Origin of the sequence: Radiobacillus kanasensis, assembly GCF_021049245.1 — a bacterium.
Classification (GTDB): domain Bacteria; phylum Bacillota; class Bacilli; order Bacillales; family Amphibacillaceae; genus Radiobacillus; species Radiobacillus kanasensis.
This window is the reverse complement of the sequence record NZ_CP088020.1, coordinates 2,811,181-2,837,132: the sequence shown is the minus strand read 5'-3', so window position 1 is coordinate 2,837,132 and position 25,952 is coordinate 2,811,181. Positions and strand designations below refer to the sequence as shown.

Genomic DNA, 25,952 nt, shown 5'->3' with positions numbered 1-25,952 from the left:
CCCCACGGGGGTGGCTTTTTTTGTTGGAGTGGGATGTGCTGTGCCTGATAGCGCTGAAAAAAGCGAGGGAAAGCCGGAATATCAGCTGAAGCGCCGGAAAATCGGAAAAAGCGCCGGAATTCTGTCCGGAATCGCCGGAAAAAAATTAACCGCCGAAAAAAGCGGGAAATCGCCGGAATATCAAGTGAAGCGCCGGAAAACCGGAACAACCGCCGGAATCCTGCCCGGGAACGCCGGAAAAAAATTAACCGCCGAAAAAAGTGAAAAACCGCCGGAATATCAAGTAAAACGCCGGAAAATCGGAACAAACGCCGGAATCCAGCCCGGAAACGCCGGAAAAAGCGAAAAAGCGCCGGAATATCAAGCTGAAACGCCGAAAAATCGGAACAAACGCCGGAATCCAGTCGGGAATCACCGGAACCCACTCATGAACCCACTAAAAAAATCTAACAAAAATGCAACTCAATTTTTCAGTGATATTTAACTATTTATCAAATCATTAGCCGAATAATTAAAGTATGCGCATTTATAAATTATAAAATGGACCTGAAAATCTATTTAAAAATATAAAAGAGGGATCTTACTAATCATCTTGAATTATTAATATCGAGGTGATTGCATGATTGTTAAGGATAGGAAGAAGCCAATTAAACTAAAAATGGCCGAGGCTTTGCTAAGGCGATTACCACAACATCATTACAAGAGGCGAGAAATAGTAGATGAATATAAAAAAAGGTTATCTGGGTACAACGGAGAACAAGAAATGGATTATTTTCTAAAAGAATTAGATGATAATTTCATTATTATTAATGATCTTAGATTGAACAATCAGGGCGTTTACTTTCAGATTGATTCTCTAATACTATCCAAAAAAGAAATCATTATTTTAGAGGCTAAAAATATATCTGGAACACTATACTTTGATCGGAAGTTTAAACAGTTAGTTCGTATATTAGATGGTAAAGAGGAAGGATTCAGAGATCCATTGTCTCAGGTTGAACTTCAAAAGAATCGATTAGTTCACTGGCTAACGGATCGTGGTTTTATAGATATGGAAATAAAAGCCTTTATAGTAATTTGTAATCGAAGCGCTATAATCAAGGTCAGTAATAATGAGGAAGAAACTATAGGAAAAGTTTTTCATATGGATAGTCTAATTGATGTTATAGATAAGTCCAATAAAAATAAAATGGAAATCCTGTCAAAGAGGGAACTGTTAAATTTGCAAGATCTATTTATAGAATCAGATAATCCCTTGATTGTAAGTGCCTCGGACTATTTCGATATTAATCCAAAAGATATAATGACAGGGGTACAATGTCCCAGATGTATGCTTATCCCTATGATTAGAAAAAATAGAACTTGGAAATGCCCTAACTGTAGATATAATAATAGGAAGTCACATGAACAGGCATTACAAGATTTCCTCCTTCTTCTTAATCCCACCATAAACAACTCTCAGTGTAGAGACTTCTTACACATTGATAGCCCCGACGTTTGCAAAAGGATCCTGAACTCCAGTCGTTTGAACAGAATAGGAAACACAAAGGGGAAACAATATTTTATGAGTTGATTGAAACACAATGGAAACAATGAATTCCCATTTTAATTTGTAAACAACTCCACAAAATGGAACAATATGTTAAAATTAAACCATAAACTTATTAATTGCACTAGCCCTCACCTTCATTGGTTTAGACTAAATTTGCAGCTGATGGCTTAGTAGTTGCACTTATTTTTACAACCATCATACTCGTCCCTTTCCTACTCATAGCAGCAATCGCTCTTGAAAAATTAAAAACGAAATGAGGTGACGAAATGAAAATTGGTGCCCTTATCTTACTATTCCTCTTTGTTTTTTCATACCTGATTATTGGGCTTAACTTGATAAAAAGAAAACTTGGAATAGAGACAAAAAGAAGACCATTTCTTGAGGGCAGAAAAAAGATATACGTTGGGTTAGATATCCTTAATTTCTTTATTGGTATGTTCTCTTTTCTTTTGGTGATACAATTCTCACCAGGTAATGTGTTTCTATCTTCCATTTGCTTCTTTATTATACCTACACTTTCTTCTGTACTAAGAGGAGTGGAGGAATGGATCGAGTATCGTGAAGAAAGAAGGTATTATGTGGAGTACTTCTCAGTCTCTGCTTCAGTCTTATTTGTTATTATATTTTATATTTTTGTTCGTGAAGGGTTTATATAGGAGGAAACATATGCAAATCGAAACAGGAATTGGATTACTTACCAGAAAGAAAAGGAACATTATTCGCGCTGGTTAGGTTCTTTGTGTTCCATATTGTTTATAGGTATTATATTCTTTTATGAGAATTTGATTTGCTAATCTTCCTTATAGTGATTATCGTTGAAGGCTACGTATAAAGGAGGATATTGATGAAACGATTTGTGAGCTATTTACTCTGGACAATTGGAATTTTGATGGTGGCTTTTGCAGGAGTAGAAATAGGAGAAAGGCTAAAAGAATATAGTGAAGAAACCTATAAAATCTGACCATTAGTAGTCTATTCGACGCTTTTACCTGTATTCCTAGGCCTTATAACGAGACTTCCGCAATTTATCTCCGAGTGGAAAAATGCTTGGAAAGTGGATTGGGTCAAGCTTGGTGTCATTGGTCTTCCAATGTTCATTATTATGATTAGTCCTATCGTTCTTTATTTCAATCTCGTCCAACTTCCGCCATTTCTATTTAATCTAACTATCAAATCCCCCCACCTGCTTTCTATCCTTTCAGGCTTCGTTTTTGGCTATGTGATTCTAGACAGTTTAAAAGAAAAATAAAATAGCCAAAAGCCATTGAATGTATCACAAAAACATAGTATATTGTATGAATTACAGCGCATTTCTTTGAAGTATTCTTAAAGAGGTGCGCTTTTTCTTCTGACATTTTTTATAAAGGGGAAATGCGAGAATGAAACTTCGTGTATCTGCGGTTCAGTATCATCTTCATACGATTGACACTTTTGAGGATTTTGCCAAGCAAGTCACCCATTATGTGAAGAATGCGGCTGAATTCAATTCTGACTTTATTTTGTTTCCTGAATTTCTTACGACACAATTATTATCGATTACGGATCAAACTGATCGTACTTATACAGGATTACCAGCATATACAGAGCGTTACTATAACCTTATGACATCTTTAGCAAAAGAGGAAAATATGCACATTATTGGTGGTACGCACATCATTGAAAGAGAAGGAAAGTACTACAATGTTGCCCATCTTTTTTATCCGCATGGGCGCATTGAGGAGCAAGCAAAACTTCACTTGACTCCATGGGAAATCACCGAATGGAAGTTATCTCCTGGAGACGGGTTTCGTATTTTTGATACAGAAAAAGGAAAGATCGCGATTCTCACTTGTTACGATGTAGAGTTTCCGGAAATAGTACGCATGGTTCGTGGGATGGGAGCCGATGTCATCTTTATCCCGTCTTGTACAGATGATCGCCATGGATTCCATCGAGTTCGTTACACTTGCCATGCGAGAACGATAGAGAATCAAGTCTATGTTGTGACGACAGGAACTGTGGGTTCGTTGCCAACCGTTGATTTTATGAGATCGAACTTCGGGCAAGCTGCTGTCATCACGCCGAATGATATTCCATTTCCACAACGAGGTATCTTGATGGAAGGGGAAATCAATAACGATATGATTATTACAGCGGATCTTGATTTGTCCTTATTGTATGAAATTCGTTCGGAAGGCTCTGTAACGACATGGAGAGACCGCCGTGTTGATCTGTATCCGGATCTCAGTAAAACTAAACTGGAACAAGCTGCGATAGACCAGAAAGCTCCCGATGAAACATTAAAAAAGACCACACCCCTATCATGAATAAAGAATATTCCTTGCTTTAATCGAAGGATGAGTATTCAAAAAAAAGTTCGTCAGTATTGGCGAACTTTTTTAATGAACTCAATTGGAATTTTATGTTAAAATGGACGTAAATTATTCGTAATTAGTAGGTTTCAAGGGCAGGTGACTAACAATGGAATGGTTTTTTGCTTTGTGTGGTTTCTCTTTGGCTGCAGGAGCTCTTGTACAATGTGAAAAAAATAAAAAAGAGAACGATGACTTAAAAGTAAGAATAGAAAAATTAGAAAAGAAAGTCTACAAAGCATAGAGGTAACCCCTTCCAAAATATTATAATAGGAGGATTTTTATGGCGGATTTCACAATCAAAAAACTTAATACGATTATTGTACCCGTAAAAGATCTAGAAAGGTCTATTCATTTTTACAAACATGTATTACATTTATCAGAGGATTTTGTTGAAAATGGGATGGCTTATTATTCGGTTGGCTCCGGGGAAGGCAAGCTTTCTATCATGTTACATATCATTGATGAGCCCGAGCCTGTTGAGAAAGGAATCGTGATCGAATTACTGCTTGATGATGTACATGCAGCTGTTTCCTCGATAAGGAAAGCAGGAGGGGAAATTGTACAAGAACCGATTGATCGAGAGTGGGGAGTAAAAGAAGCCGTCATTGCTGACCCGGATGGATATAAGATTTGGATCGTCGAATCGTTATCATAGATAACTCTTTAGCATAGCAATTAAAATGTGGTCGAACGCCATTAGGATTCGTAGCTAATTATCTCGATGATGAAAAGTTTCATCATTATGCGTTGATGATGGAGTGGAAGGACCCGTTTATTATTTGATTTACTGGATGAGCCTAATTCGTTAAGAAATTAGGCTTTTTTGTTGTCTAGGAAATTATAAAAGTCGTTAGTTGTGGATAACTTTATGCTAAAATTTTATTATCTTTTATTGAGGAGAAGAAGATGAGTAAAGGTTCTGGAGTTGTTAAACAAATATTAAAAGATCACTTTGCAGGTTTTTGGGAATTACATTCTACTCGTTTTCCCGAGTCTTATCGTAGTCATATTAAAGAAACAGTGAAAAAGACAATTAGATGCGGTACTACTGATTTAGGTTATGCTCGATATGAATGTCTAGGATGTGAAGGAAATCCTATGCCTAAATTTGTTTGTTTCACTTGTAAAAGTAGGCTATGTCATCGATGCGGTAAAAAATACACCGATGATTGGTCAGACAAACAACAGGAAATGATCTTCAATGTAACTCATCGTCATATGGTATTCACCATCCCTCAAGAGATAAGAAAAGTATTTTATGATGATCGTAAAAAGCTTAATGAATTGAGTAAACAAGTCTCGGAAGTTTTCCAATACCATAACTATCAAAAAAGTAAAAAGCGAGGATTCCGTTCAGGAATCATTACAGTAATACATACATTTGGTAGAGATTTAAAGTTTAACCCACATATACATGCATTAGTTACGGAAGGTGCACTAGATAACAATAATGAATGGGTGAACAATGGTTATATTCCATATGACTATTTGAGAAAGTCATGGCAGAAAGTAGTATTAGATTTATTAAAAAAATGGTTTCCTAATAATCAAAAAGTAATAAACCTTATAAATGAGTTATATCAAAGATATCCGAAAGGTTTTTATGTTAATGCTGAGAAGAAAATGACAAATGCGAAAGCAGTGGCTAAATATATTGGAAGATACTTAGCTCGTCCAGCTATTGCAGAATATCGAATAGAAGAGTACGACGGTAAGAGTGTTCATTACTGGTATGAAGACCATAAGACAGGTAAACGAGTGGATAAGAGAATTCCTGTGTATAGATTCATATTTGAAATACTTCAACACGTTCCACCAAAACATTTTAGAATGGTAGGAAGATTTGGGTTGTATAGTAGAAGGTCTCATCATAAGGCACAACAAATATTAAGTTTGCATGCATTTATGAGAACGAAACAGATAGAATTACTTTTAGAGAAAAAACGTAAAAAGAAAACCTATCGACAACGTATGATTGAATCCTTTGAAAAGGATCCATTTGAATGTCCACATTGCCATCGACAGATGGAGCTTGTGGGAATATGGCATTCTGATTACGGTTGGTTATATCACTATATGGAGGATATAGAGATGGAAAGAAGGAGGAAATACGGAATTGGCAAACCAAAAAAGGCAGGATAATCCATCAGAAGAATTAGATAAATGGTTGGAAGAAGAGGATCCATTTGGATTAAACGAAGAGATAAAGACTGTTCAATTCAAGTGTCTAGATTGTAACGACACTGATGAAGTACCTGAGTACATCATCGGTGAATTTAGCGTAGACAAAAATAATGGTGAGGAAGTTGAATTACATTGTCCTCACTGTAATGGCACTATGATTGAAGCGAGAAAAAATCCCAAGTAAATAATTCTATTTGGGACGTAACTTAGTCGCGTTAGCGATTTTGTTCGGTTCCTCCCATTTTTATCCTATAATCAACAGAAAGGGTATCCTGGGATAGAGAGTGCCAAAGACTGTGATCTGGGGATTACAGTGTCCTATTGGGAATCTTTAGAGGACATTCATAATTGGAAAGAAAATGCTTCTCATAAAGTAGCACAAGAATTAAGGAAAAAAAGAGGGGTCCATCATTGTAAGGTGCGAATATGTAAGGTAGAGACGGAGTACTCGAAAGATGGGGAGGAATCTCTTTAACGTTTGGAGTATATAAATTTTTCAGGCTTCCATTTCGTCGGCTTGAGAATTACTGTCTATCAAACAAAGCTAAAAACGTGTTAATACCTATTTACAAGTATAATTATATAACATATTACATGAAATCATGCCTCCGAATCATACTAGTGTTAGGAGGCAGATTCATTTATGAAAATTACATATTTAACGATGCTTTTATTATTTGTTCACCAAGTCATAGCATCTAGTAACTTAGTGGTGACCTATAAAGGGGAGACCATTGCAAGTGTGAATCCAGCTGAATTTACAATACCATTCTTGGATGAACCAGTACTAGATGAAGAAAAATACACGAAGTTAATCAAAGAACTAGAGGAAGAAATTTACCAAAAACCAGTGAATGCAACTCTCGACGATAGCGGAGAAATTGTATCCGGAAAAGTCGGCCACACGTTACATCGCCAAAAGTTCAAAGAACTGTTTTATACTAGCTTTTTAAACAATAAATCTGCTAGGATAGAAGCTCCTTTACGTAACATTCATCCTAGAGTAGATGACGAGTTACTTGCAAACATTCGCACACAACAGATAAGTCAATACATCACTTATTTTAATACGAATAATGAGGAAAGAGCTCATAATATTTCTCTTGCAGCCGAAGCGGTTAACAACCATGTTGTTTTTCCTGGTAAGACCTTTTCCTTTAACAAAGTAGTAGGCAAAAGGACAGAGGAGAAGGGATACTTACCGGCTCCTGAGATTGTAAGGGGAGAAGTATCTGAAGGAATAGGTGGAGGAATTTGTCAGGTTTCTTCCACTTTGTTCAATGCGGTTGACCGACTTGGGGTAAAAATTATGGAGCGATTTTCCCATAGTAAAAGTGTTCCCTATGTTCCATCTGGAAGAGATGCAACAGTCAGTTGGTACGGACCTGATTTCACGTTTGAGAATAACTTAAATCAGCCGCTTCTTATTCGGGCTAAGGCAAAGAATGGGAGTATGATGATCAAACTATATTCCTCAGATATCATAGAATTCACACCACGTGAAGTACCTAATGCTTCAAAGGAGTTAATTAGAGATAAAGAGATCTTCGGTGAATAAGATAGTAGCAAAAAATGGAGGTATGGGTCAAGAGGATTAGTACCTCCATTTTAAATTACAAATGAAAGCCTATTCGAAACAATATTTCTCAAAGCATGGTTCAATCATTTCCTCTTTTTAATTAGGATCACTGTTGGAATTATAAGGTGATATAAATGTAATGAATGTAAGTTTCTCATTAAACCAAAACAAACGAAAAAGCATGGATCACAGTCCATGCTTTTTCATCTTCATTATTGATTTGTCTTCTCCCGAACAAAAGCCTCAACTTCATCAGCCGTGCTCATAGAAAGAAGTTGATCTTTGAAAGATGCTAGCTCACGCTTAGAAAGCTTCGAGATTTGTGTACGTGCAGGAAGAATGGAAGTAGCACTCATGCTGAACTCATCTAATCCTAATCCAAGAAGAATAGGAATTGCGATGGAGTCGCCAGCCATTTCTCCACACATACCAGCCCATTTGCCTTCAGCGTGTGCTGCTTCGATCACATTGTTTACTAGGTTTAAAATAGCTGGGTGGTATGGTTGGTATAAGTATGATACGCGTTCGTTCATACGGTCCGCAGCCATTGTATATTGAATCAAATCATTTGTGCCAATACTGAAGAAATCCACTTCTTTGGCGAATTGACGAGCGATAACAGCAGTAGAAGGGATTTCAACCATGATACCAATTTCGATTTCATCGCTCACTTTCGTACCTTCGCTAACTAAGTTGTCTTTTTCTTCTAGAAGAAGCGCTTTTGCTTGGCGGAACTCATCTAGTGTCGCAATCATTGGGAACATAATTTTTAAGTTACCATAAACACTTGCACGTAATAACGCACGAAGCTGTGTACGGAAAATATCGTCACGCTCTAGGCAAAGACGAATCGCTCTAAAGCCTAAGAAAGGATTCATTTCTTCCGGTAGTTTTAAGTAGCTAAGCTCTTTATCTCCACCGATGTCTAGCGTACGAACGACAACCGGATGGTCACCCATTTGTTCAAGTACGGATTTATAAGCTTCGAATTGCTCCTCTTCAGTCGGGAGTTCGCTTTTACCCATGTACAAGAATTCTGTACGGTAAAGTCCAACCCCTTCACCACCATTATCAATAACACCTTTTACGTCTTCTGGAGTTCCAATATTGGCAACGAGTTCTACTAATTCACCATCTGCTGATTTAGTTGGCTCATTTTTAAGCTTCGCCCATTCTTTTTTCTGTTCTTCAAAGTCTGCTTGTTTCTTTTCATATTTCGCGATTTCTTCATCGCTTGGATTCAGGATTACTTCTCCATCAATTCCATCCACGATAACGATATCGTTTTCATGAGCTTCTGATGTAATAGATTTGGTTCCAACGACAGCTGGGATCTCAAGGGAACGGGCCATGATGGCAGAGTGAGAAGTACGTCCACCGATATTCGTAGTAAACCCTTTAACGAACTGTTTGTTAAGCTGAGCTGTATCAGACGGTGTTAGGTCTTCCGCAACCACGACTACTTCTTCATCAATTAATGCTGGGTCTGGGAAGCTTACATTTAACAAGTGTGCCATCACACGTTTTGTAACGTCCTTGATATCTGCAGCACGCTCACGCATGTATTCGTTATCCATGCCTTCAAACATAGAAATGAACATGTCCGCTGTTTCTTTCAATGCGGACTCTGCGTTTGTGTTCTCGGATTTAATTTTTTCTTGGATTGGATTAATCATTTCTGGATCGCTTAAAACAAGCAGGTGAGCAGAGAAGATTTCCGCATGCTCATCGCCAAGTGTCTTTCTAGCGTTTTCTTTGATTTTCTCCAATTCTTTTTTAGATACTTCTAAAGCATCCTGTAAACGTGCAATTTCCTCGTCAGGATTATCTATTTTTGTTCTCTCAAAAGACAAATCTGGTACTGCGAGCTTGTACACTTTGGCTATCGCAATTCCATTGGATGCAGCAATTCCGTTAAGATTACTCATAACGATTCTCCTAGTCCTTCGCTTTTGATTGTGTCCGCTATTGTCCGCAAAGCTTCGTCTGCATCTGGACCTTCTGCGATTACTTTGATTTGTGCGTCCTTTGGAATTCCTAGAGACATAACACCCATAATCGATTTTAAGTTCACCGATTTTCCGTTATACTCTACCTTTAATTCTGATTGGAATGCTCCAGCTTTGTTTACTAGAAGTGTCGCTGGACGCGCATGAACACCTGTGCTATCCGTTATGGTGAAAGTTTGTTCTGCCATACATGAAACCTCCTAATTGAATCGTATCCCCAGCAAAAACCTGTTTCTCTTTATATGTAGGTTCACTGGCTCTCTAACTATATAATTTTACCCTTAATTCAAACCAAATTTCAAGAATCTAGTCTAAAAGTACGAATAAAACATGGCAGGTTTTTGAACGAACTCCTCCCATGATTATAAGAAATATAGTTCCTTTCGGATAAATTGTATCTTTCTGGATATCGCAGTTGAAATACACACCGCTTTCCACGGGCGACCATCAAGCCTCCTCACTCGTCAAAAGCGCTCGCTGTGTGGTCTCGATTTGGCCGCTGTTCCCGTAGGAGTCTCCGTGTATTTCAACTGCTAATAAAACTTCATCCGAAAATTTAGTGTTAGACTATGAAAAGAATCCTAAATTAAACCTGCTGAATTCGTACCTGTTCCAAAAGAGAAGCAACCTCTGTACTCGTGCAAAGATCATCACTGAAGGCTGTAGCACTTCCGGAAGCAACCGCCTGTTGGAATGCTTTTCTTTTGTCGCCATGTTGGATATAGGACGCGACAAAGCCTGCCACCATGGAGTCACCAGAGCCAACGGTGTTTTTAACCTTTCCTTTAGGAACATCGGCCACGTAAGTTTCCGTATCTGAAACGAAAATGGCCCCATCTCCGCCCATCGAAATGATGACGTTTTCCGCACCTTTTTGTTGTAGTTCTTTGGCATAGTGGATAGCATCCTCTTGCGATTCGATGCTCGTATCAAAAAGTTCTCCAAGCTCATGATGATTTGGTTTGACGAGAAAAAGTTTGGTGCCAATCAACGCTTTTAACGCAGCACTGGACGTATCCGCTACAAGATTGACCCCTTTTTTCTGACATTCATGAGCAATCTGTAAGTAAATATCATCTGGAATGGAACTCGGAATACTTCCAGCAGCAACTAAGTAATCGCCTTCTTGTAATCGCTGGATTTCTTCGAAAAGCTCATCCATCTGCTGTTTGGAGATTGGGATTCCTGGCCCGTTCAATTCGGTTTCCTCGTCTGCTTTTAATTTCATATTAATGCGAGTCGTACCGGATATCTCCACAAATTGATGCTGGATGTTTTCTTTCTCTAGTTCCTGACGAATAAAGCTACCTGTAAACCCACCTAAGAATCCTAATGCTGTGTTTTCTACGCCTAATCTTTTTAATACACGAGATACGTTAATGCCTTTTCCACCTGGATAATAAAAGCTTTCCGTTCCTCGGTTTAAGCCACCAAGCTGAAAATCCTGTACTCGTAATACGTAGTCCACGGATGGGTTTAAGGTGCATGTATAAATCATCGGTTCTTCACAACCTTTTTCACGTAATTTGAGTTATATTTACACCTTAATCATAAGCCAATCTTATGTTCTTTTCAATCAAAATCATTCATAATCAGTCAAAATCATTCATCTTCTTCAGGAAGGTAAAATTCAATCCATTTCAAAATGTCTTTGTACACGTCTACCTTATTGATTTCGTTTAACATCTCATGTCGACCGTGCGGATAAAAATTCGCCGTAATATCATCAATATCGTGCTTCTGATATTGTTTCATTACCTTCCAGATGTCACTTCCATACTTCCCAACAGGATCTTCTTCACCTGTCACAAAGAGCATAGGAAGGCCCTTCCGAATTTTTTTAATAAGCTTGTCGTTATGAACGAGATCAAGTCCATGAAACATGTCATAAAAGAAGCTTGCTGATGGAATAAATCCGCATAGTGGATCTTCGGCATACTGTAATACTTGTTTTTCGTCATGTGACAACCAGTCAAACGGAGACTTTGGGTTGGTGACACGCTTGTTATAGGCTCGGAAAACAAGCTTGTTAAGCATCGGTGACGGGACACCGAGTAGATCCTTCTTTAGTTGCTGTTGAGCGATTCGTTTTGCTGCAATATTTGCCATTCCAGGATGTCCACCTGTTCCTGAAATGATGACACCTTCTATATCCTCACTATGTAATTGGATGTAATGTCTCGCAAGAAATGAACCGAAGCTATGCCCGAGTAGAAAAATCGGTGTTTCGGGATGCTCTTCTTGTATGTGTTTGGTTACGATGTATAGATCATTTGTTGCCTTTTCAAATCCGTCTTTTTCCGATAAAAGACCCATCATTCCATGTGCCGTACCGGTCTGCCCATGTCCGCGATGGTCATTTCCATATACAAAAATGTTTTGACTAACTAAAAAGTGAGCAAAATCGTCGTACCGACCGATGTGCTCTACCATTCCGTGGGAGATTTGAACAATCGCCTTCGGATCATTCGATCGAGGCTTAATCCATTTCTGAACATGAAGTTTTACATCATCCTCGGAATCTAGCCAAAAAGAAGATTTAGCCATAATACTCCTCCATTCTTTATATCCCTATCATACCCCTATTTTTATCTTTATAATAGTCGTTTATAAACGGAATGAGAAGTAGGAAATTAGCTTGCTAATGTAGGACGACTTATGCTAAAGTAACTAATATGTAATAGTGCGTCTTAGGAGGTGTCCGCAACATGACAACAGTTGCGATTACGTTATTAATTATCGATGCAGTAGCACTTATCGCTCTTGTCCTTTTACAGTCTGGTAAAAGTGCCGGATTGTCAGGTGCCATTTCTGGTGGTGCTGAACAATTGTTTGGAAAACAGAAAGCGCGAGGAATTGATTTAGTTTTACACCGTGCAACGATTGTTGCCGCTGTACTTCTATTTGTCCTTACGTTTTTAGTGGCTTACGTCCTATAATCCTAAAATCCCTTACTATCTCTAGTAAGGGATTTTTTTCCTTATCAGAGGATATCCTGTTAGCGAGTAGTTTGTTTTAGGAAAATAGATAAGCGTGGCTTCACTTCACCAAGTTTTCTTTACGTAAATTAGAACATGATTTCACCCTATTTTGGGTAAAGCATACATAGAAAGAAAGTAGGAATGGAGAGAAAGTAGAAATGAAGATTAAACAACCAGAACCTTTTACATTTGAAGAAGGAAACAGAGCCGTATTACTTTTACACGGTTTCACAGGTCATACAGCCGATGTGCGTATGCTCGGTCGATATTTACAAGGAAAAGGTTATACGTGTCACGCCCCGATTTACCGGGGGCATGGAGCACCACCAGAGGAACTTATTCAGTCTAACGCGGACCAATGGTGGGAGGATGCGCAAGCTGCGTACCAGCATTTGAAAGATCTTGGCTATGATGAAATTGCCGTTGCAGGACTTTCTCTAGGAGGAGTACTCGGGCTGAAATTAGCGTATTCCTATCCAGTGAAAGGCGTCGTTCCAATGTGTGCGCCAATGTTTTTTGATAACGAACAGCAATTAACGGTAGGATTTAGACAGTTCTCTAAAGAATATAAACAACTAGAGCAAAAAGACGAAGAAACGATTCAAAAAGAAGTAGATGCTTTAATGGAAGAATCAAAAGATGTCTTTCAAGGATTAGGAGCATTAATTACCGATGTGAAAGAGCACGTCGACCACATTTATGCACCAGCACTCGTCGTACAAGCTAGAAAAGATCAAATGATCAACACAGCTAGTGCGACCTACATCTACGAACATGTTGAATCAGATGAAAAAGACATGAAATGGTACGAAGAGTCCGGACATGTGATTACATTAGGAAAAGAAAAAGAACAGCTACATGAAGATGTTTACAGGTTTTTAGAATCACTTCCTTGGTCATGACACACAATAAAACCACCGTATGAAGTAATAAGAAGAAGTAAAGTCTATATACAAAATGCCTGTGTGAAAAGGAAGGTGAAGCACAAGATGAAGGAACAAATTCTGGAATACTTTCAGGAAAATGCTTCAAAGCCTCTATCTGTTCAAGAGATAGAAGAGGTCTTAGAATTAAAGAATGCCGATGATTTTAAACAATTGATGAAGACGTTAAATGAATTGGAGGAAGCGGGGGAGCTTGTTCGAACTCGCAAAAATAGGTACGGTCCACCCGAAAGAATGAACCTCATTCGTGGGAAAATTCAAATGCATGCCAAAGGGTTTGCGTTTTTAATCCCCGATGAAGAGGATCAAGACGATGTCTATATCAACCACGCAGACCTTCAGTCCGCGATGAATAATGATAAAGTACTCGTGCGAATTGAATCAACCAATGCCCAAGGAAACAGACCAGAGGGTGTTGTCATTCGAATACTAGAACGGGCGACCGCACAAGTGGTAGGTACCTATCAGGATAATGGTCATTTTGGGTTTGTTGTAGCCGATGACAAACGAATCCCGAATGATATTTTTATTCCGAAGGGAGCTACTGGTGGTGCTGTTGATGGTCACAAAGTCATTGCGAAGATTGTTAAATACCCAGAAGACCGGATGAGTGCCGAAGGGGAAGTCCTACAAATTCTTGGGCATAAAAACGACCCAGGTATCGATATTCTTTCTATCATTTATAAGCATGGTATTACGATTGATTTCCCGGATGAAGTGTTGGAACAAGCGGCTAATACACCAGATTCTATTTCCGAGGATGAAATCAAAAATAGAAAAGATTTGCGAGATGAACAGATCGTTACCATTGATGGGGCAGACGCAAAAGACTTAGATGATGCGGTAACCGTGAAACGATTAGAAAATGGTAACTATAAGCTTGGCGTGTATATCGCGGATGTAAGTTATTACGTCCAAGAGAATTCTCCCATTGATAAAGAAGCATTAGAACGCGCCACGAGTGTGTACTTAGTAGACCGTGTTATCCCAATGATTCCACACCGACTTTCTAATGGCATCTGTTCCTTAAATCCACAAGTCGATCGTCTGACACTTGGCTGTGAGATGGAAATTGATTCGAATGGGGAAGTTGTCAGTCATGAAATTTTCCAAAGTGTCATCAAAACAACGGAAAGAATGACTTATCATGATGTGAATCAAATTCTCGTTCATCAAGAGGACGAGCTCGTTAAGCGGTATGAGCCACTTGTCCCGATGTTCCAGGATATGGAGAAGCTCGCTCAGATTCTTCGTAGTAAGCGGATGAATAGAGGAGCGATTGACTTTGACTTCAAAGAAGCGAAAGTTCTTGTAGACGAAGAAGGAAAAGCAAATGATGTTGTACTAAGAGAGCGTTCGGTTGCGGAAAAATTAATCGAAGAGTTTATGCTGGCAGCTAACGAAACGATTGCCGAACATTTCCACTGGATGGATGTTCCGTTTATTCACCGTATTCACGAAGACCCTAGTGAAGATAAACTGCAAAGCTTTTTTGAATTTATCTCTACGTTAGGATACGTGGTGAAAGGTACTGCGAATGATGTTCATCCACAAGCGTTACAAAAGATCTTAGAGGAAGTTGAAGGCACCCAAGAAGAAATGATTATTTCGAAGCTCATGCTTCGTTCGATGAAGCAAGCGAAATACGATCCGCAAAGTATTGGACACTTTGGTTTGGCAACAGATTTCTACACCCACTTCACGTCGCCAATCCGTCGTTATCCGGATTTAATCGTTCACCGTCTAATTCGGACTTATTTAGTGGAACAAAAGCTAGACAATAAAACGCAGAATCATTGGCGAGATCGCATGCCGGATATTGCCAAACACGCATCGGAAAAAGAGCGAGCAGCCGTGGATGCTGAACGTGAAACCGATGATTTGAAAAAAGCTGAATTCATGGCAGACAAAATTGGAGAAGAATTTGATGGCGTTATTAGCTCGGTTACAAACTTTGGATTATTTGTGGAGCTTCCAAACACCGTAGAAGGACTTGTCCATGTTAGCTACCTAACAGACGATTACTACCACTTCGATGAACGCTCTTATGCGATGATTGGGGAAAGAACCGGAAACATTTTCCGTATTGGGGATGAAATCACCGTTAAAGTAGCCAATGTCAACATCGAGGAACGGGTTGTCGACTTCGAGATTGTTGGAATGAAGCCAAAACAGCCTCGTGAACGATTAGATCGTCCGAAAGTGATTACAGCAAAACGATTGCGAAATAAAACCGGCAAGCCATCCGATAAAGGTGCGAAACCACCTAAAGGCTCTGGAAACAAAAAGAACAACAAAAATAAGAAAAAGAAAAAAAGATAGGCGCAACTCGCCTATCTTTTCTCTGTCCATTGGCCATATAGCACCCAAGGATCGGCTTCTTCAAAAGCTGACTTATCAGGGATCCGTTCATAACCGATCTCGGAAAAATCTAGCCAAAGTCCGATATCATTGGGCTCTTGTTCCAAATGATGAAAAACTGTCTCCCAAAAGCCTGATTGCTCATAATGGTCATTCCAAAAGTATTTAATCTGAGCATACCAATCGCCTTTACGGTCCTTTTTGATCATAACGAAGCGGCTATGCTCCGGATTTTGGTACACGACTGTTTGTTCTAAATTTTCTTCATCTATGAGACCTTCGGAAAGCGGGAATGGATAGTAGCATTCATAAGGATATACATGTAAGGCATTCTCTTTTAAAGAAAATAGTAAGTCTCTTTTTGACTGATTATCCTCGACCTTCGTCCAAATTGGACCTGGAGTTACTTTTATCCTGGATGTATCTTGAATGACGACAGAATGTAACGTCGTAGTTTCCTCGAGACCTAATTTAGCTAATACACGCCTTGCTCCAAGGTTATTTAGGTTAGTGTTGGCGCCAATCCATTTAATAGAAGGATCTCGTTCCAGCTCGTTCATAATGCCACGTAGGATGGCTGTTGCATTTCCTTTTGCCAAGATACGTGTATCACTTCGAAGTCTCCCGAGCATCGCATATCCACCTGGGAAAATCGAATAACCGGCAATGCTTAATAAGTTGCTACCTTCAAATAACCCATAAAGACCATGGTGCTCTTCCGTAACGAGGTTTTCGTAAATATGTAAGACGTAATCATCTTCTACACTTGTTTTCATCTGGCTGACCATATCGAAATCAGTAAGCGTCAGCTTTCTCACTTGTAGCGTTTCCTGCATCGGAACTCCTCCTTTCTCTTTTCCGATATTTTCTCATGGGATAAACAAATATGTCTATGGATTTGACCATTTATAGATACAACTAGGAATATGATTGGAATACGCTGTCTTTTTTGGTAGAATATAATGCACGTAGTTAGAGGAGGAAAAGGCTATGCCTAAAGGACAAGGAAAAACGATCGCTCAAAATCGAAAAGCCAATCATGAATATTTTATAGAAGAAACCTTCGAAGCTGGCTTAGTTTTACAAGGTACAGAGATTAAATCGATACGAGCAGGTCGTGTCAATTTAAAGGATAGCTTTGCACGAATCGATCGCGGTGAAGCATGGTTAGTGAACCTACACATTTCCCCTTATGAACAAGGAAACCGTTTCAACCATGACCCAACACGTACACGAAAGCTGTTGTTGCACCGTAAGGAAATAGATAAACTCATTGGGGAAACCCAGCAGCAAGGCTATGCATTAGTCCCTTTAAAGATCTATATTAAAAATGGAGTCGCAAAGCTTTTAATTGGACTAGGAAAAGGGAAGAAGAAGTACGATAAGCGTGAAGACTTGAAGCAAAAGCAAGCGAAGCGTGACATCGATCGAGCGATTAAAGATAGCTTGAGGTAACAATTACCACAGGAAACACCTTGATATTAGAGCTCAAGATGTTATAATGAGTTATGTCGCTTTACTGAAAGACTGAAACATTTTCAGGTGCTCGGGTACCTTTATCCGTTTACCCATTTCATGGGGACGTTACGGATTCGACAGGGGTAGGTCGAGCTCAGGCTGCGGGTCGAGGTTACGACTCGTTAAACGTTACTCGCCTAAATATAACTGGCAAAGAAAACAATTACTCTTTAGCAGCTGCGTAAGTAGCACTAAAGGATCCTTCCTACCATCGCCCATGTGGTAGATCGAAGGGTCTCAACTGAAGTGGGCTACGCTGTCGTCCTCCGCCTGGGGATGGACAGAAGAGACGAATCAGGCTAGCTCCAGGGAAGCCTGTTGGTAGGCCGAACTGAGAGCGAATGATAATATACCAACTACGCTCGTAGATGCCTGAGTGCCGATATCTCTGGACGAGGGTTCGACTCCCTCCGTCTCCACCAATACATAATTGGTGGTTTTTTTGTGTCTTTGAGATTTCAAGCATAAGTTTTCATAGTATGAAGATTTATCCTTAAAAATAATATGCAGAACTTTATGCTTGAAAGATCCCGAAATGGTTCGGGATCTTTTTCAATTAAAGGGCCAGATTGTGGTACTGCATAGTAGACCAATACTGCGCAACAACTAAAAAAATACTCTTGAAAAACGTCGTTTGGAATAAGAATAATTCGGGTTCAAGATTTTTTCTAAGTTGTTAGTAAATATAAGTTACATAAATTATCTGAAATAATCAATTCGTTTAATTGAGAATTGTTATCACTTAGTGTATATTAGATAGTAACGCCACAAATAACCCGAGTAAGGAGAATATATCATGCAAATATACTGGACTAAAATAAATAAGATTATGGAAGAAACGCCTGAGGTTAAAACGTACCTGCTCGACTGTCCACAAGGCTTTACATGGGAAGAAGGGTCCCACACCCACTTCGCACTGGAAGGTTTTAATGCCGGAGATAAACCAAACCGTAGCCTGATTCGTCACATGTCGATCTCCACTTTACCTCATGAAAAGTCAATCGGTATCACCACACGTATCAGAGAGCAGTGCTCTGAGTTTAAAACGATTTTAAGAAATCTTGAAGTCGGAGATGAAGTTGCAATATTTAAAACTCATTCGAATGTACCGCTTAAAAGAGAAAACAAAAATGTTTACCTGCTCTCATCAGGTGTCGGCCTGGCAACTTTCAGACCGCTTGTACTTGATTATTTCGAACGTGCTGACAACGTCAATCAAATTCATTCTCTGAACATCGATTCATCAAAAGATTTCTTATTCACTAATATTTTCGAATCCGCACCTGACAAGAAGTTCACATCACAGTTCGTCGATAACCGTAAAGACTACTATGAGGAAGTGAAAAATCTTGCTGCAGACAAGGATGGACTCTTCTACGTTGTCGGAAGCGACGAATTTCTCGTGCAGAACATTGAAGTACTGCGTGAGCAGGGCATCAAGCCAGAACAGATTATGCTCGACAAGCATGAACAACAACTGCCTGAGTTTTTATCATTGGATTTGTCAATCTAAGCGAGACAAAATATTTACTTGGTAAATACTAAATAGATAATTCAATAACTAGTGCTTTAATACAACAATGAGATCGTCAAAATGGCGGTCTTTTATTTTATATGGAAGAATTGTTTGGTGACTTGGAAAAAAGTGCTCTGGACCGTAGTGCAGAATAGTTCTTCGTTTACTTACCCCTTATCTTCCCTTCCAAAACAATAGAACATAGCAAACGTTTCAAAAGTCAAATCTTTATGTTTTTCAATTTTAGACTTATTCAAAAAAGAAAAAAGCAGGAAGACAAAGAAAGAGCTCCTACTCATTCACAGGAGCTTCTCAGTGGGCAAACGAGGCAATGAGACATTTCTTTGTCTTTGTCCAATTTATGAAAATAGCAACATGTTTTTCTTTTATATTGTTTTGTTAAATGGGTGGTCGGAGTTAGATAAGGACGCATTGGATGATTGTCCCAATTGAAACATTCCCCACTTAAACTGTGTAATTCTTCTACCACATCTTTGATCCTCTCATTATGCTCAGGATATCGTTCCATCGCTTTTCGAAAATAAGAGTTCAAACGTACAGCGATGTTTTCCCATAAGATATGAACAGGAAGGTTCGTCGTTGAATGAAAAGTGATTAGTAAAAGAGTGAGGTGATTAGCAAATAGATTGTTCCATGCATCTGCTATTGATTCTGTCTTGACAACGAGTGATTCATCAACAGAGAACGTTAAGTCTTCACCTAAGTGACAGGCAGTGATGGGAATATCTATTCCTTGCCTTTCAAAAATGATAGAATCGAGAATACGAGGGGGGAGAACCACTGCATATTTTTTCATCATCATTGATGCTGTCACTTTTAAGTTTGGTGCATGAATTCGTTTCTGTTGGTGTTTTAAAAATTCCCGACAAGATGACTCATCCAATAAAGAAGAATTAGCAATCATTTCCCCATGTCCCTTCGATTCCTATATAGTAAATAAATAAAAAATGGAGCTCCAATACTAGCCGTGAATACCCCTACTGGAATATCGGAAGGCAAAAAAACTGTACGTGCTATGATGTCAGCAATCATGACAATCAAGGCACCGATAAATGCTGATCCGATTGCAAGATTTCCGAAAGACCTGTTGAGAAGAAGTCTCGCAATATGTGGTGCAATTAAGCCAACAAAAGCAATTCCTCCTGCAAAAGAAACAGCGCTACCAGCGAGTCCGACACTAAGAGTAAGAAGAAGGAAGCGGAAAAGTTGGACACGTACACCAAGACCAGTTGCTACCTCATCGCCGAGTTGCTTGACATTGATAATTCCTGTGAATAGTAAGGAAGCGCAAAGGAGCACCAAGATGATAGGAAGGAGGATCTTGACTTCTTGCCAGTTCGCTCCATACAAGCTTCCGGTCAGCCATAAATAAATTTTGCTTGCAACTGTCGCTTCGCTAGACACCATGAGCATGGTAACAACAGCGTTGGTCAGTGCTGACACAGCGATTCCAATTAATATCAATCGCATTGGAGTTACACCGTTTTTCCAGGACAGTAAATAGATGATAGCGGTAGTTACAGCAGCTCCAATAATTGATGCTAGTGGCAACCATTGAACGCTCACTTCACCTAGCAGATAGACGATGAAGACGACCGTTCCTACTGACGCACCCCCGGTCACACCAACTATGTCTGGAGAACCAAGTGGATTACGAATCATCCCTTGTAAAATCAATCCAGAAACCCCTAGGCCTGCACCAACGACAACAGCCATTAAAACCCGAGGAGCTCGTAATTCATTGAGGACAAATGCATAATCACTCTCAGCAAATAATTCCTTGATTACGGAAGAAACCGGGATATAGCTGCTTCCCACTGATAAACTGAGAATAAACACTCCACATGTCAACAATCCTATTACGATTAAAAGGAAAAAGGAACGCTTATGGATCTGCTGCGAAAAGGAATCTGATTTATTTTTTATAGTAAAATAATCAGTCACGATTCTTCACTCCTTTTCTGGCTATATAAACAAAGAAGGGAACGCCGACGAGAGCAGTCATGGCACCGATAGGCATTTCCTGTGGAGCGATGATCAGCCTTGCGAAGACATCAGAAAGCAGCAATAAGATAGCTCCTAACAGACCACAAAGCGGAATCCCCCACTGATAATTTGGCCCCGCAATCCCTTTGGCTATATGTGGGACCACAAGACCGATAAAACCGATTGATCCTGCGATTGCAACTGAGCTTCCAGCTAAGAAAATAATGACCAGACCTGCAACCAGTTTGACGAGTATTGTGTTCTGACCGAGGCTTTTTGCGACATCTTCTCCTGACATCAAGATATTCAACGGTTTTCCCATCAGAAAAGCAATGAGTGTGGAGAGGATGACAAAAGGGAGAACAGGAAGGAGCATTTCCATACTCCTTCCAGCAACAGACCCAGACAACCAAAAAAGAACACTTTGCATGCGTTGTTCATCTAATACAAGCATTCCTTGGGTGAAGGAAATGAACAGAGCACTAATTGCTGCCCCTGCAAGCACTAAGCGAATGGGGGATAAGCCGTTTTCTTCAATAGAACCTAGAAAATATACGATCCCTCCAGCTATAGCAGCGCCTAAAAAACCAATCCACATGTACCCAGTCAATGAATCAACAGATAAGAAAGTAGCTGCAAATACGATGAAGAACAAGGCTCCTGCGTTGACACCAAAAATATCCGGAGCAGCTAATGGATTACGTGTGATTGCCTGCATGAGCATTCCTGCGATTGCTAGACTCGCCCCAATTGTAATGGCAATCAACGTACGTGTCAGACGCGACGAACGGACAATAATATGATTGGTGCTAGATGGATCATAGTTAATCAAAGCATCCCAAATGGTAGAAAGAGGGATTGTGGTTTTTCCTATGGCCATGCTCAACAAGACCGAGATTAGGAATAAGATTACTGTACCAAGCATGAGCGACCATCTAAAGTAGGAATTTGTTGAAAATGAATTCATTAAGCTTCTCCCCATAGTAAGAAAGATAGGAAGGGTTCTTCCTATCTTTTCATATTATTTCTCTAGATTATAGTGTTCATATACTTCGTCTAGCATCAGGGTAGCAGCTCGAATTCCGCCACCCATGTTCCAGATAACTTGATCTACACGATGAACTTGATCGTCTTTAACCGCATCAAGATTTTTCCAAAGAGGATGGCTTGTCCAATCGTTGTAAGTATCCTGAACAGCAGGGTCTTCTTCCATAAAGACGAAGAATACGTCAGCATTCATGTCTGTAATACTTTCTTTGTCGGTTAGCTTGACGCCCCAGTCTTCGCCCTGCTGGTTTTCAGGACGTGTAAAACCGGCTTCTCTTAAAACCGAACCTGCAAAACTATCATAATAGATGCGCGCATGATCGCTTCGGAAATTGATTAGTGCAATGTTTTGCGGCCATTTGTCCCCAAGTTGTTCCATAGCTTTAGTATTGAAATCTTCAATGCGCTTGTCCCAATCTGATAAAATTTCCTCTGCACGGTCTTGTTTATTTAACGTTTCACCCATCAATTCGACGGTACCTTTGAAGTCGTAAACAGCATCGATGGCTACTGTTGGGGCAATTTGACTCAACTTTTCATAGATATCCTCGTGACGCATTTTGGAAGCGAAAATAACGTCGGGATTTTGTGCTGCAATTTCTTCTAAATTTGGCTGAGTTTCTTGCCCGATGATTGGAGTACCTTCTAAATCATCACGAAGGTATTCATAAATCGGTTGTTGTACCCATGATTCTGCTATACCGACTGGTTCTACATCGAAAGCAGTTGTGGTATCGGTAGCTCCTTGATAAAGCGTCACGATTCTTTCGGGTGTTCCTTCAATTTCTGTCGTGCCCATTGCGTGTTCAATGGTGCGAGTCTCCTCGCTCGTTTCTTCGTTTTGTGAATCAGCAGAGGAAGAATCCGAGCTGCCGCATGCAGTAAGAAATACTGTTATCAATAGAAAAAGTGTAAGTATGCCGTATTTTGAAAAGAGTTTTGTCATATGAAGGCCTCCTATGTGGTTTTATTGTGTTGATATTGATAATCATTATCAATAACCTGAATTTTACTTTAAATGAGAATCATTGTCAATGCCAGTTGAGGAATATAAAAAGAACACTTATAATTTGAGGGAGAGATATTTTATGGAGTTTATATTTTCAATCATACCTGTAGTTATACTAGGCAATATTTATCGTTCTTAATCGAGAAGACTCCTTCAAATTGTTAAGCAATTAGTGGGAGATGAATCGATTTTCTCTACGAAAAAAGTGTGATAAATTGACGAACGTGTGTTGATTTTGGTGAAAAATTCTTATAGTATTCAAAAGGAGATGGCGGCTTTATTACTCATCATAAGTTGAATAATGGGGCTAGTCAGAATAAAAGTATAATCGATTCTATAAATGATTTCTTCAACAGCGGCGACAATGATGGTGGTATGGAAGATGGAGGTAATGACGTTGGGGGAGATGATTGAGCAAGAATACAAAGCTAAAATGAAAGTTTTTTTTCGTCTTCATTTTATTAAGTAGTATTTCCTTAGTTTTTCTTAAAATTGCTTATTACAAACCTATTGAAAAAGATATACAAATATTAATACCTATTATAGGGGCTTTATTAGCTTTCCCGTTTGAATTATATATTCGTCGGGAGCGGAAAAAGGAACATCTATTAGAGTTACTCTCTTCTATAATACTTAGTTCAACAGCTTTATTTTTTCTAGTTCTATTTATATTCTTTTAAATAAACAAAAGGATACTTTTATTTTAGATAAAAAAACCACATAGAGTGGTTTTTAATCCCGCATTGATCCTGCTTCTCGAGATGTCATAGCACCTTCACCGCGGCTTATATCTTTTTGAATATTTTCCTTAACTTTTTGTGGATCCGTTCCAGAAACTTTTGATTTCGTCTTAGACCCCGTTTTTCCTTTATTCTGTTGCATAAAATCCTCCTCGAAATATTATTTTAACCAAGCTTATTGTGTACCAAATCATACGAGTTATGTTTAACTTATTTACAAAGACTTTGAAAGAATAGAGGTTAAAAAGATTAGCTTGTTCTATTCCTTTACCCAAAAAGCTGATTTTCCTAGAAGTAAAAATCAGCTTTTTATGTGGTCTAACTACTTAAATTCTTCCTTAATTATTAAATAACCCCTTTTTATATAAACATTCGTTAATCGATTGAATAGCTTTCACCTGATCTGTTCCAACAGCCTTTATATATATTTGCTCACCAGGCTCAATTCCCAATGACAATATATCCATTATGGACTTACTTGAGTGTTTTATTTCAATAGTTTCCCCGTGATATTCTAGAAAGATATCAGATTTAAACTTACGGGTTAAACTTACTAATAGTGTTGCGGGTCTTGCAAAACCTGTATCCCTATTTATATTTAATTCTGCTATTTTCACTTTTTCACCTCATATGATGGTTAGTTAGATAGTTGTTTTATAGGCGTAAACTTATAGTTTCTCAGAAAAATCATTACAGAACTTAAAATTAATGATAGGAATCCTACGAATACGACGTACTGGATCCCCAGTTCCGATATAAATAACCCGCCTACAGCTGCACCTATTGTTGTTCCAATATTACAGGCTGTTATAAATAAACCATTAGCAAAATCAGGTGCCTCTTGAGCGGAAGACATAATCCAGTATTGATTTATATTCGCCCCAATACCGGCTACGACTCCCCAAATTAAAGTAACAATTATCATAGGTGCGGTAAACTGTCCCGTGAAAAATAAAACGATGTAAACGCCCCCTAATAAAAATGGAAAAGTGATTACGGTCTTTATAGCACGATTAGTGAGTAACTTTCCTGCAATAATGTTACCTATAATATTTGCTCCGCCGTAAATGAATAACGTTAAACTAATGATGTTTGAGGACATGTTGGTAACCGTTTCTAGGTATTCAACAAGATAACTATAAACTCCGAATATGGCTGAATTTAATAAGATAACAGCTAAAATAGAGAGCCATGTCATTGATTTTTTTAACACGGAAATCTGCGAAACGTAAGATTGACTCTCCTTGACAGGCATAGATGGTACAAATAACAATGTAGCAATGAATGCAATAGCATTCACAATAGCAAAGAATGACATTGCCATTTGCAAAGAAGTTACACTAGCAATAAAACTTGCGATTGGTACTCCGACTACCATACCTGCAGAAACCCCTATAAATACTTTAGATACAGCCTTTGGAGCTTCCGCCTTACTAACCGACTCAGCAGCCACTGTAAATGCCAATGAACAATAAATCGGATGAAAAAAGGCTGGAATGATTCGAGCTATTAATAGAACCGTAAAGTTTGTTGTGAACATGGAGACTGTGTTCCCGACAACAAATACACCTAGTACTAGTAACATGACCTTCTTTCGATCTATTGCGGAAAACAACAAAGGCATCGTTGGTCCGGATGCTGCAACAACAAGTGCAAAAAGACTAACTAGTAATCCTGCTTGAGAAACACTGACATTGTAGTGGTCAGCGAGGGTAGGCAATATTCCAATAACTCCCATTTCGGTATTAATAATGCCGAAAACTCCTATGATCAATATGAAAATCAACAAATTATTTCGCTTAACCAAAAAGACAACCCCCATCATCATTCACATGCCTACAAGTAAGCTGGAGGCATTTTTCTTTGCAAGATATACAGCGTTTAATCAGCTTGTTTAGTTGGGCCAATGATGACTTCACTTCACTAACCGCAACCGTTTCAGGTGTACTAATGGCTTTCTTCAGCCAGTTTCTTGGTGGGTGCCTCCCCAATACCACTTGATGCCCCCATAACAACAAATTTATCTTGAATAGTGGACATATTAGAATACAGCCTCTCTTTCAGTTGGTTCATCCTTCGTTGTTTATTTTAGCTGCACCTTCACTCTATAACAAATACCTATATCTTATAATTAGTTATGCTTTATAGGCA

General features: G+C 39.0%; 26 protein-coding genes and 1 other RNA gene. 15 read left to right on the top strand and 12 right to left on the bottom strand.

Translation table 11 applies throughout. The annotated features are described in order from the left end of the window. Positions 1–40: 40 nt before the first annotated feature. The 9 genes from KO561_RS14855 (at position 41) to KO561_RS14825 (ending at position 7,648) form a co-directional block, all read left to right on the top strand. Entirely contained in the window at positions 41–484 is a 444-nt protein-coding gene (locus tag KO561_RS14855) for a hypothetical protein (RefSeq protein WP_231094052.1), read from the top strand. Between the two features lie 135 nt (positions 485–619). Continuing rightward, a complete protein-coding gene (locus KO561_RS14850) occupies positions 620–1,573 on the top strand; it encodes a nuclease-related domain-containing protein (RefSeq protein ID WP_231094051.1) in 954 nt (317 codons plus the stop codon). A gap of 245 nt (positions 1,574–1,818) precedes the next feature. Continuing rightward, positions 1,819–2,208, top strand: coding sequence for a DUF4181 domain-containing protein (locus tag KO561_RS20590; protein ID WP_408004822.1), 390 nt, complete (start codon positions 1,819–1,821; stop codon positions 2,206–2,208). Positions 2,209–2,931: 723 nt separating this feature from the next. Continuing rightward, positions 2,932–3,858: a carbon-nitrogen hydrolase family protein gene (locus KO561_RS14845; RefSeq protein ID WP_231094050.1), complete on the top strand. Its 927-nt coding sequence runs from the start codon at positions 2,932–2,934 to the stop codon at positions 3,856–3,858. Positions 3,859–4,012: 154 nt separating this feature from the next. Beyond that, the gene (locus tag KO561_RS20450; RefSeq protein ID WP_269140662.1) at positions 4,013–4,147 is read left to right on the top strand and encodes a hypothetical protein; all 135 of its coding nucleotides are present in this window, start codon (positions 4,013–4,015) and stop codon (positions 4,145–4,147) included. Between the two features lie 39 nt (positions 4,148–4,186). After that, positions 4,187–4,561 (top strand): VOC family protein, encoded by a 375-nt coding sequence (locus tag KO561_RS14840; RefSeq protein WP_231094049.1) that lies wholly within the window; start codon positions 4,187–4,189, stop codon positions 4,559–4,561. A gap of 251 nt (positions 4,562–4,812) precedes the next feature. Next, entirely contained in the window at positions 4,813–6,048 is a 1,236-nt protein-coding gene (locus KO561_RS14835; protein WP_231094048.1) for an IS91 family transposase, read from the top strand. Then, on the top strand, positions 6,023–6,274 hold the full coding sequence (locus tag KO561_RS14830) for a hypothetical protein (RefSeq protein WP_231094047.1): 252 nt from the start codon (positions 6,023–6,025) through the stop codon (positions 6,272–6,274). The genes KO561_RS14835 and KO561_RS14830 overlap by 26 nt, the downstream gene beginning before the upstream one ends. Before the next feature lie 459 nt (positions 6,275–6,733). Continuing rightward, positions 6,734–7,648, top strand: a complete 915-nt coding sequence (locus KO561_RS14825) for a VanW family protein (RefSeq protein WP_231094046.1) — start codon at positions 6,734–6,736, stop codon at positions 7,646–7,648. Positions 7,649–7,881: 233 nt separating this feature from the next. On the opposite strand, the gene ptsP is transcribed toward KO561_RS14825, so the two are convergent. The 4 genes from ptsP to KO561_RS14805 form a co-directional block, all read right to left on the bottom strand. Further along, on the bottom strand, positions 7,882–9,597 hold the full coding sequence (ptsP, locus tag KO561_RS14820; protein ID WP_231094045.1) for a phosphoenolpyruvate--protein phosphotransferase: 1,716 nt from the start codon (positions 9,595–9,597) through the stop codon (positions 7,882–7,884). Further along, a complete protein-coding gene (locus KO561_RS14815) occupies positions 9,594–9,866 on the bottom strand; it encodes a phosphocarrier protein HPr (protein WP_231094044.1) in 273 nt (90 codons plus the stop codon). Before KO561_RS14815 ends, ptsP begins: the two co-directional genes overlap by 4 nt. A gap of 398 nt (positions 9,867–10,264) precedes the next feature. Further along, positions 10,265–11,176 carry a 1-phosphofructokinase gene (pfkB, locus tag KO561_RS14810; RefSeq protein WP_231094043.1) on the bottom strand — a complete coding sequence of 304 codons (912 nt, stop codon included), beginning with the start codon at positions 11,174–11,176 and terminating at the stop codon, positions 10,265–10,267. Between the two features lie 104 nt (positions 11,177–11,280). After that, the gene (locus tag KO561_RS14805; protein ID WP_231094042.1) at positions 11,281–12,225 is read right to left on the bottom strand and encodes an alpha/beta hydrolase; all 945 of its coding nucleotides are present in this window, start codon (positions 12,223–12,225) and stop codon (positions 11,281–11,283) included. Between the two features lie 161 nt (positions 12,226–12,386). Between KO561_RS14805 and secG the strand changes: the two genes are divergently transcribed. From secG to rnr, 3 genes are all read left to right on the top strand, one after another. Next, complete coding sequence (gene secG / locus KO561_RS14800; RefSeq protein ID WP_231094041.1) at positions 12,387–12,617, top strand: preprotein translocase subunit SecG; 231 nt, start codon at positions 12,387–12,389, stop codon at positions 12,615–12,617. Positions 12,618–12,817: 200 nt separating this feature from the next. Further along, positions 12,818–13,561, top strand: a complete 744-nt coding sequence (locus tag KO561_RS14795; RefSeq protein WP_231094040.1) for an alpha/beta hydrolase — start codon at positions 12,818–12,820, stop codon at positions 13,559–13,561. Positions 13,562–13,648: 87 nt separating this feature from the next. Beyond that, a complete protein-coding gene (rnr, locus tag KO561_RS14790; protein ID WP_231094039.1) occupies positions 13,649–15,925 on the top strand; it encodes a ribonuclease R in 2,277 nt (758 codons plus the stop codon). A gap of 11 nt (positions 15,926–15,936) precedes the next feature. On the opposite strand, the gene KO561_RS14785 is transcribed toward rnr, so the two are convergent. Beyond that, entirely contained in the window at positions 15,937–16,800 is an 864-nt protein-coding gene (locus KO561_RS14785) for a GNAT family N-acetyltransferase (RefSeq protein ID WP_231094038.1), read from the bottom strand. Positions 16,801–16,954: 154 nt separating this feature from the next. Here KO561_RS14785 and smpB point away from each other — a divergent pair, with 154 nt between their 5' ends. The 3 genes from smpB (at position 16,955) to KO561_RS14770 (ending at position 18,995) form a co-directional block, all read left to right on the top strand. Continuing rightward, positions 16,955–17,419: an SsrA-binding protein SmpB gene (gene smpB, locus KO561_RS14780; RefSeq protein ID WP_231094037.1), complete on the top strand. Its 465-nt coding sequence runs from the start codon at positions 16,955–16,957 to the stop codon at positions 17,417–17,419. Between the two features lie 122 nt (positions 17,420–17,541). Continuing rightward, positions 17,542–17,904, top strand: a transfer-messenger RNA (tmRNA) gene (gene ssrA, locus KO561_RS14775). A gap of 374 nt (positions 17,905–18,278) precedes the next feature. Continuing rightward, positions 18,279–18,995, top strand: coding sequence for a dihydropteridine reductase (locus KO561_RS14770; protein WP_231094036.1), 717 nt, complete (start codon positions 18,279–18,281; stop codon positions 18,993–18,995). Positions 18,996–19,293: 298 nt separating this feature from the next. Here KO561_RS14770 and KO561_RS14765 read toward each other — a convergent pair whose 3' ends face one another. From KO561_RS14765 to KO561_RS14735, 7 genes are all read right to left on the bottom strand, one after another. After that, the gene (locus KO561_RS14765) at positions 19,294–19,923 is read right to left on the bottom strand and encodes an IucA/IucC family C-terminal-domain containing protein (protein WP_231094035.1); all 630 of its coding nucleotides are present in this window, start codon (positions 19,921–19,923) and stop codon (positions 19,294–19,296) included. Continuing rightward, a complete protein-coding gene (locus KO561_RS14760; protein ID WP_231094034.1) occupies positions 19,920–20,963 on the bottom strand; it encodes a FecCD family ABC transporter permease in 1,044 nt (347 codons plus the stop codon). The genes KO561_RS14765 and KO561_RS14760 overlap by 4 nt, the downstream gene beginning before the upstream one ends. Further along, positions 20,956–21,972, bottom strand: coding sequence for a FecCD family ABC transporter permease (locus KO561_RS14755; RefSeq protein ID WP_231094033.1), 1,017 nt, complete (start codon positions 21,970–21,972; stop codon positions 20,956–20,958). The genes KO561_RS14760 and KO561_RS14755 overlap by 8 nt, the downstream gene beginning before the upstream one ends. Before the next feature lie 54 nt (positions 21,973–22,026). Further along, on the bottom strand, positions 22,027–22,998 hold the full coding sequence (locus KO561_RS14750) for an ABC transporter substrate-binding protein (protein WP_231094032.1): 972 nt from the start codon (positions 22,996–22,998) through the stop codon (positions 22,027–22,029). Positions 22,999–23,793: 795 nt separating this feature from the next. After that, positions 23,794–23,943: a hypothetical protein gene (locus tag KO561_RS14745; protein WP_231094031.1), complete on the bottom strand. Its 150-nt coding sequence runs from the start codon at positions 23,941–23,943 to the stop codon at positions 23,794–23,796. Positions 23,944–24,139: 196 nt separating this feature from the next. Continuing rightward, positions 24,140–24,418: an HPr family phosphocarrier protein gene (locus KO561_RS14740; RefSeq protein WP_231094030.1), complete on the bottom strand. Its 279-nt coding sequence runs from the start codon at positions 24,416–24,418 to the stop codon at positions 24,140–24,142. 20 nt (positions 24,419–24,438) lie between these two features. Next, on the bottom strand, positions 24,439–25,608 hold the full coding sequence (locus KO561_RS14735) for an MFS transporter (protein WP_231094029.1): 1,170 nt from the start codon (positions 25,606–25,608) through the stop codon (positions 24,439–24,441). Positions 25,609–25,952 lie beyond the last annotated feature (344 nt).

Bases quoted from the DNA above. Each gene is read 5' to 3' on its own strand.
- KO561_RS14850 (WP_231094051.1), top strand. From the start codon at position 620: ATGATTGTTAAGGATAGGAAGAAGCCAATTAAACTAAAAATGGCCGAG.
- KO561_RS20590 (WP_408004822.1), top strand. From the start codon at position 1,819: ATGAAAATTGGTGCCCTTATCTTACTATTCCTCTTTGTTTTTTCATAC.
- KO561_RS14845 (WP_231094050.1), top strand. From the start codon at position 2,932: ATGAAACTTCGTGTATCTGCGGTTCAGTATCATCTTCATACGATTGAC.
- KO561_RS20450 (WP_269140662.1), top strand. From the start codon at position 4,013: ATGGAATGGTTTTTTGCTTTGTGTGGTTTCTCTTTGGCTGCAGGAGCT.
- KO561_RS14840 (WP_231094049.1), top strand. From the start codon at position 4,187: ATGGCGGATTTCACAATCAAAAAACTTAATACGATTATTGTACCCGTA.
- KO561_RS14835 (WP_231094048.1), top strand. From the start codon at position 4,813: ATGAGTAAAGGTTCTGGAGTTGTTAAACAAATATTAAAAGATCACTTT.
- KO561_RS14825 (WP_231094046.1), top strand. From the start codon at position 6,734: ATGAAAATTACATATTTAACGATGCTTTTATTATTTGTTCACCAAGTC.
- ptsP (WP_231094045.1), bottom strand. From the start codon at position 9,597: ATGAGTAATCTTAACGGAATTGCTGCATCCAATGGAATTGCGATAGCC.
- KO561_RS14815 (WP_231094044.1), bottom strand. From the start codon at position 9,866: ATGGCAGAACAAACTTTCACCATAACGGATAGCACAGGTGTTCATGCG.
- pfkB (WP_231094043.1), bottom strand. From the start codon at position 11,176: ATGATTTATACATGCACCTTAAACCCATCCGTGGACTACGTATTACGA.
- KO561_RS14805 (WP_231094042.1), bottom strand. From the start codon at position 12,225: ATGGCTAAATCTTCTTTTTGGCTAGATTCCGAGGATGATGTAAAACTT.
- secG (WP_231094041.1), top strand. From the start codon at position 12,387: ATGACAACAGTTGCGATTACGTTATTAATTATCGATGCAGTAGCACTT.
- KO561_RS14795 (WP_231094040.1), top strand. From the start codon at position 12,818: ATGAAGATTAAACAACCAGAACCTTTTACATTTGAAGAAGGAAACAGA.
- rnr (WP_231094039.1), top strand. From the start codon at position 13,649: ATGAAGGAACAAATTCTGGAATACTTTCAGGAAAATGCTTCAAAGCCT.
- KO561_RS14785 (WP_231094038.1), bottom strand. From the start codon at position 16,800: ATGCAGGAAACGCTACAAGTGAGAAAGCTGACGCTTACTGATTTCGAT.
- smpB (WP_231094037.1), top strand. From the start codon at position 16,955: ATGCCTAAAGGACAAGGAAAAACGATCGCTCAAAATCGAAAAGCCAAT.
- KO561_RS14770 (WP_231094036.1), top strand. From the start codon at position 18,279: ATGCAAATATACTGGACTAAAATAAATAAGATTATGGAAGAAACGCCT.
- KO561_RS14765 (WP_231094035.1), bottom strand. From the start codon at position 19,923: ATGATTGCTAATTCTTCTTTATTGGATGAGTCATCTTGTCGGGAATTT.
- KO561_RS14755 (WP_231094033.1), bottom strand. From the start codon at position 21,972: ATGAATTCATTTTCAACAAATTCCTACTTTAGATGGTCGCTCATGCTT.
- KO561_RS14750 (WP_231094032.1), bottom strand. From the start codon at position 22,998: ATGACAAAACTCTTTTCAAAATACGGCATACTTACACTTTTTCTATTG.
- KO561_RS14745 (WP_231094031.1), bottom strand. From the start codon at position 23,943: ATGCAACAGAATAAAGGAAAAACGGGGTCTAAGACGAAATCAAAAGTT.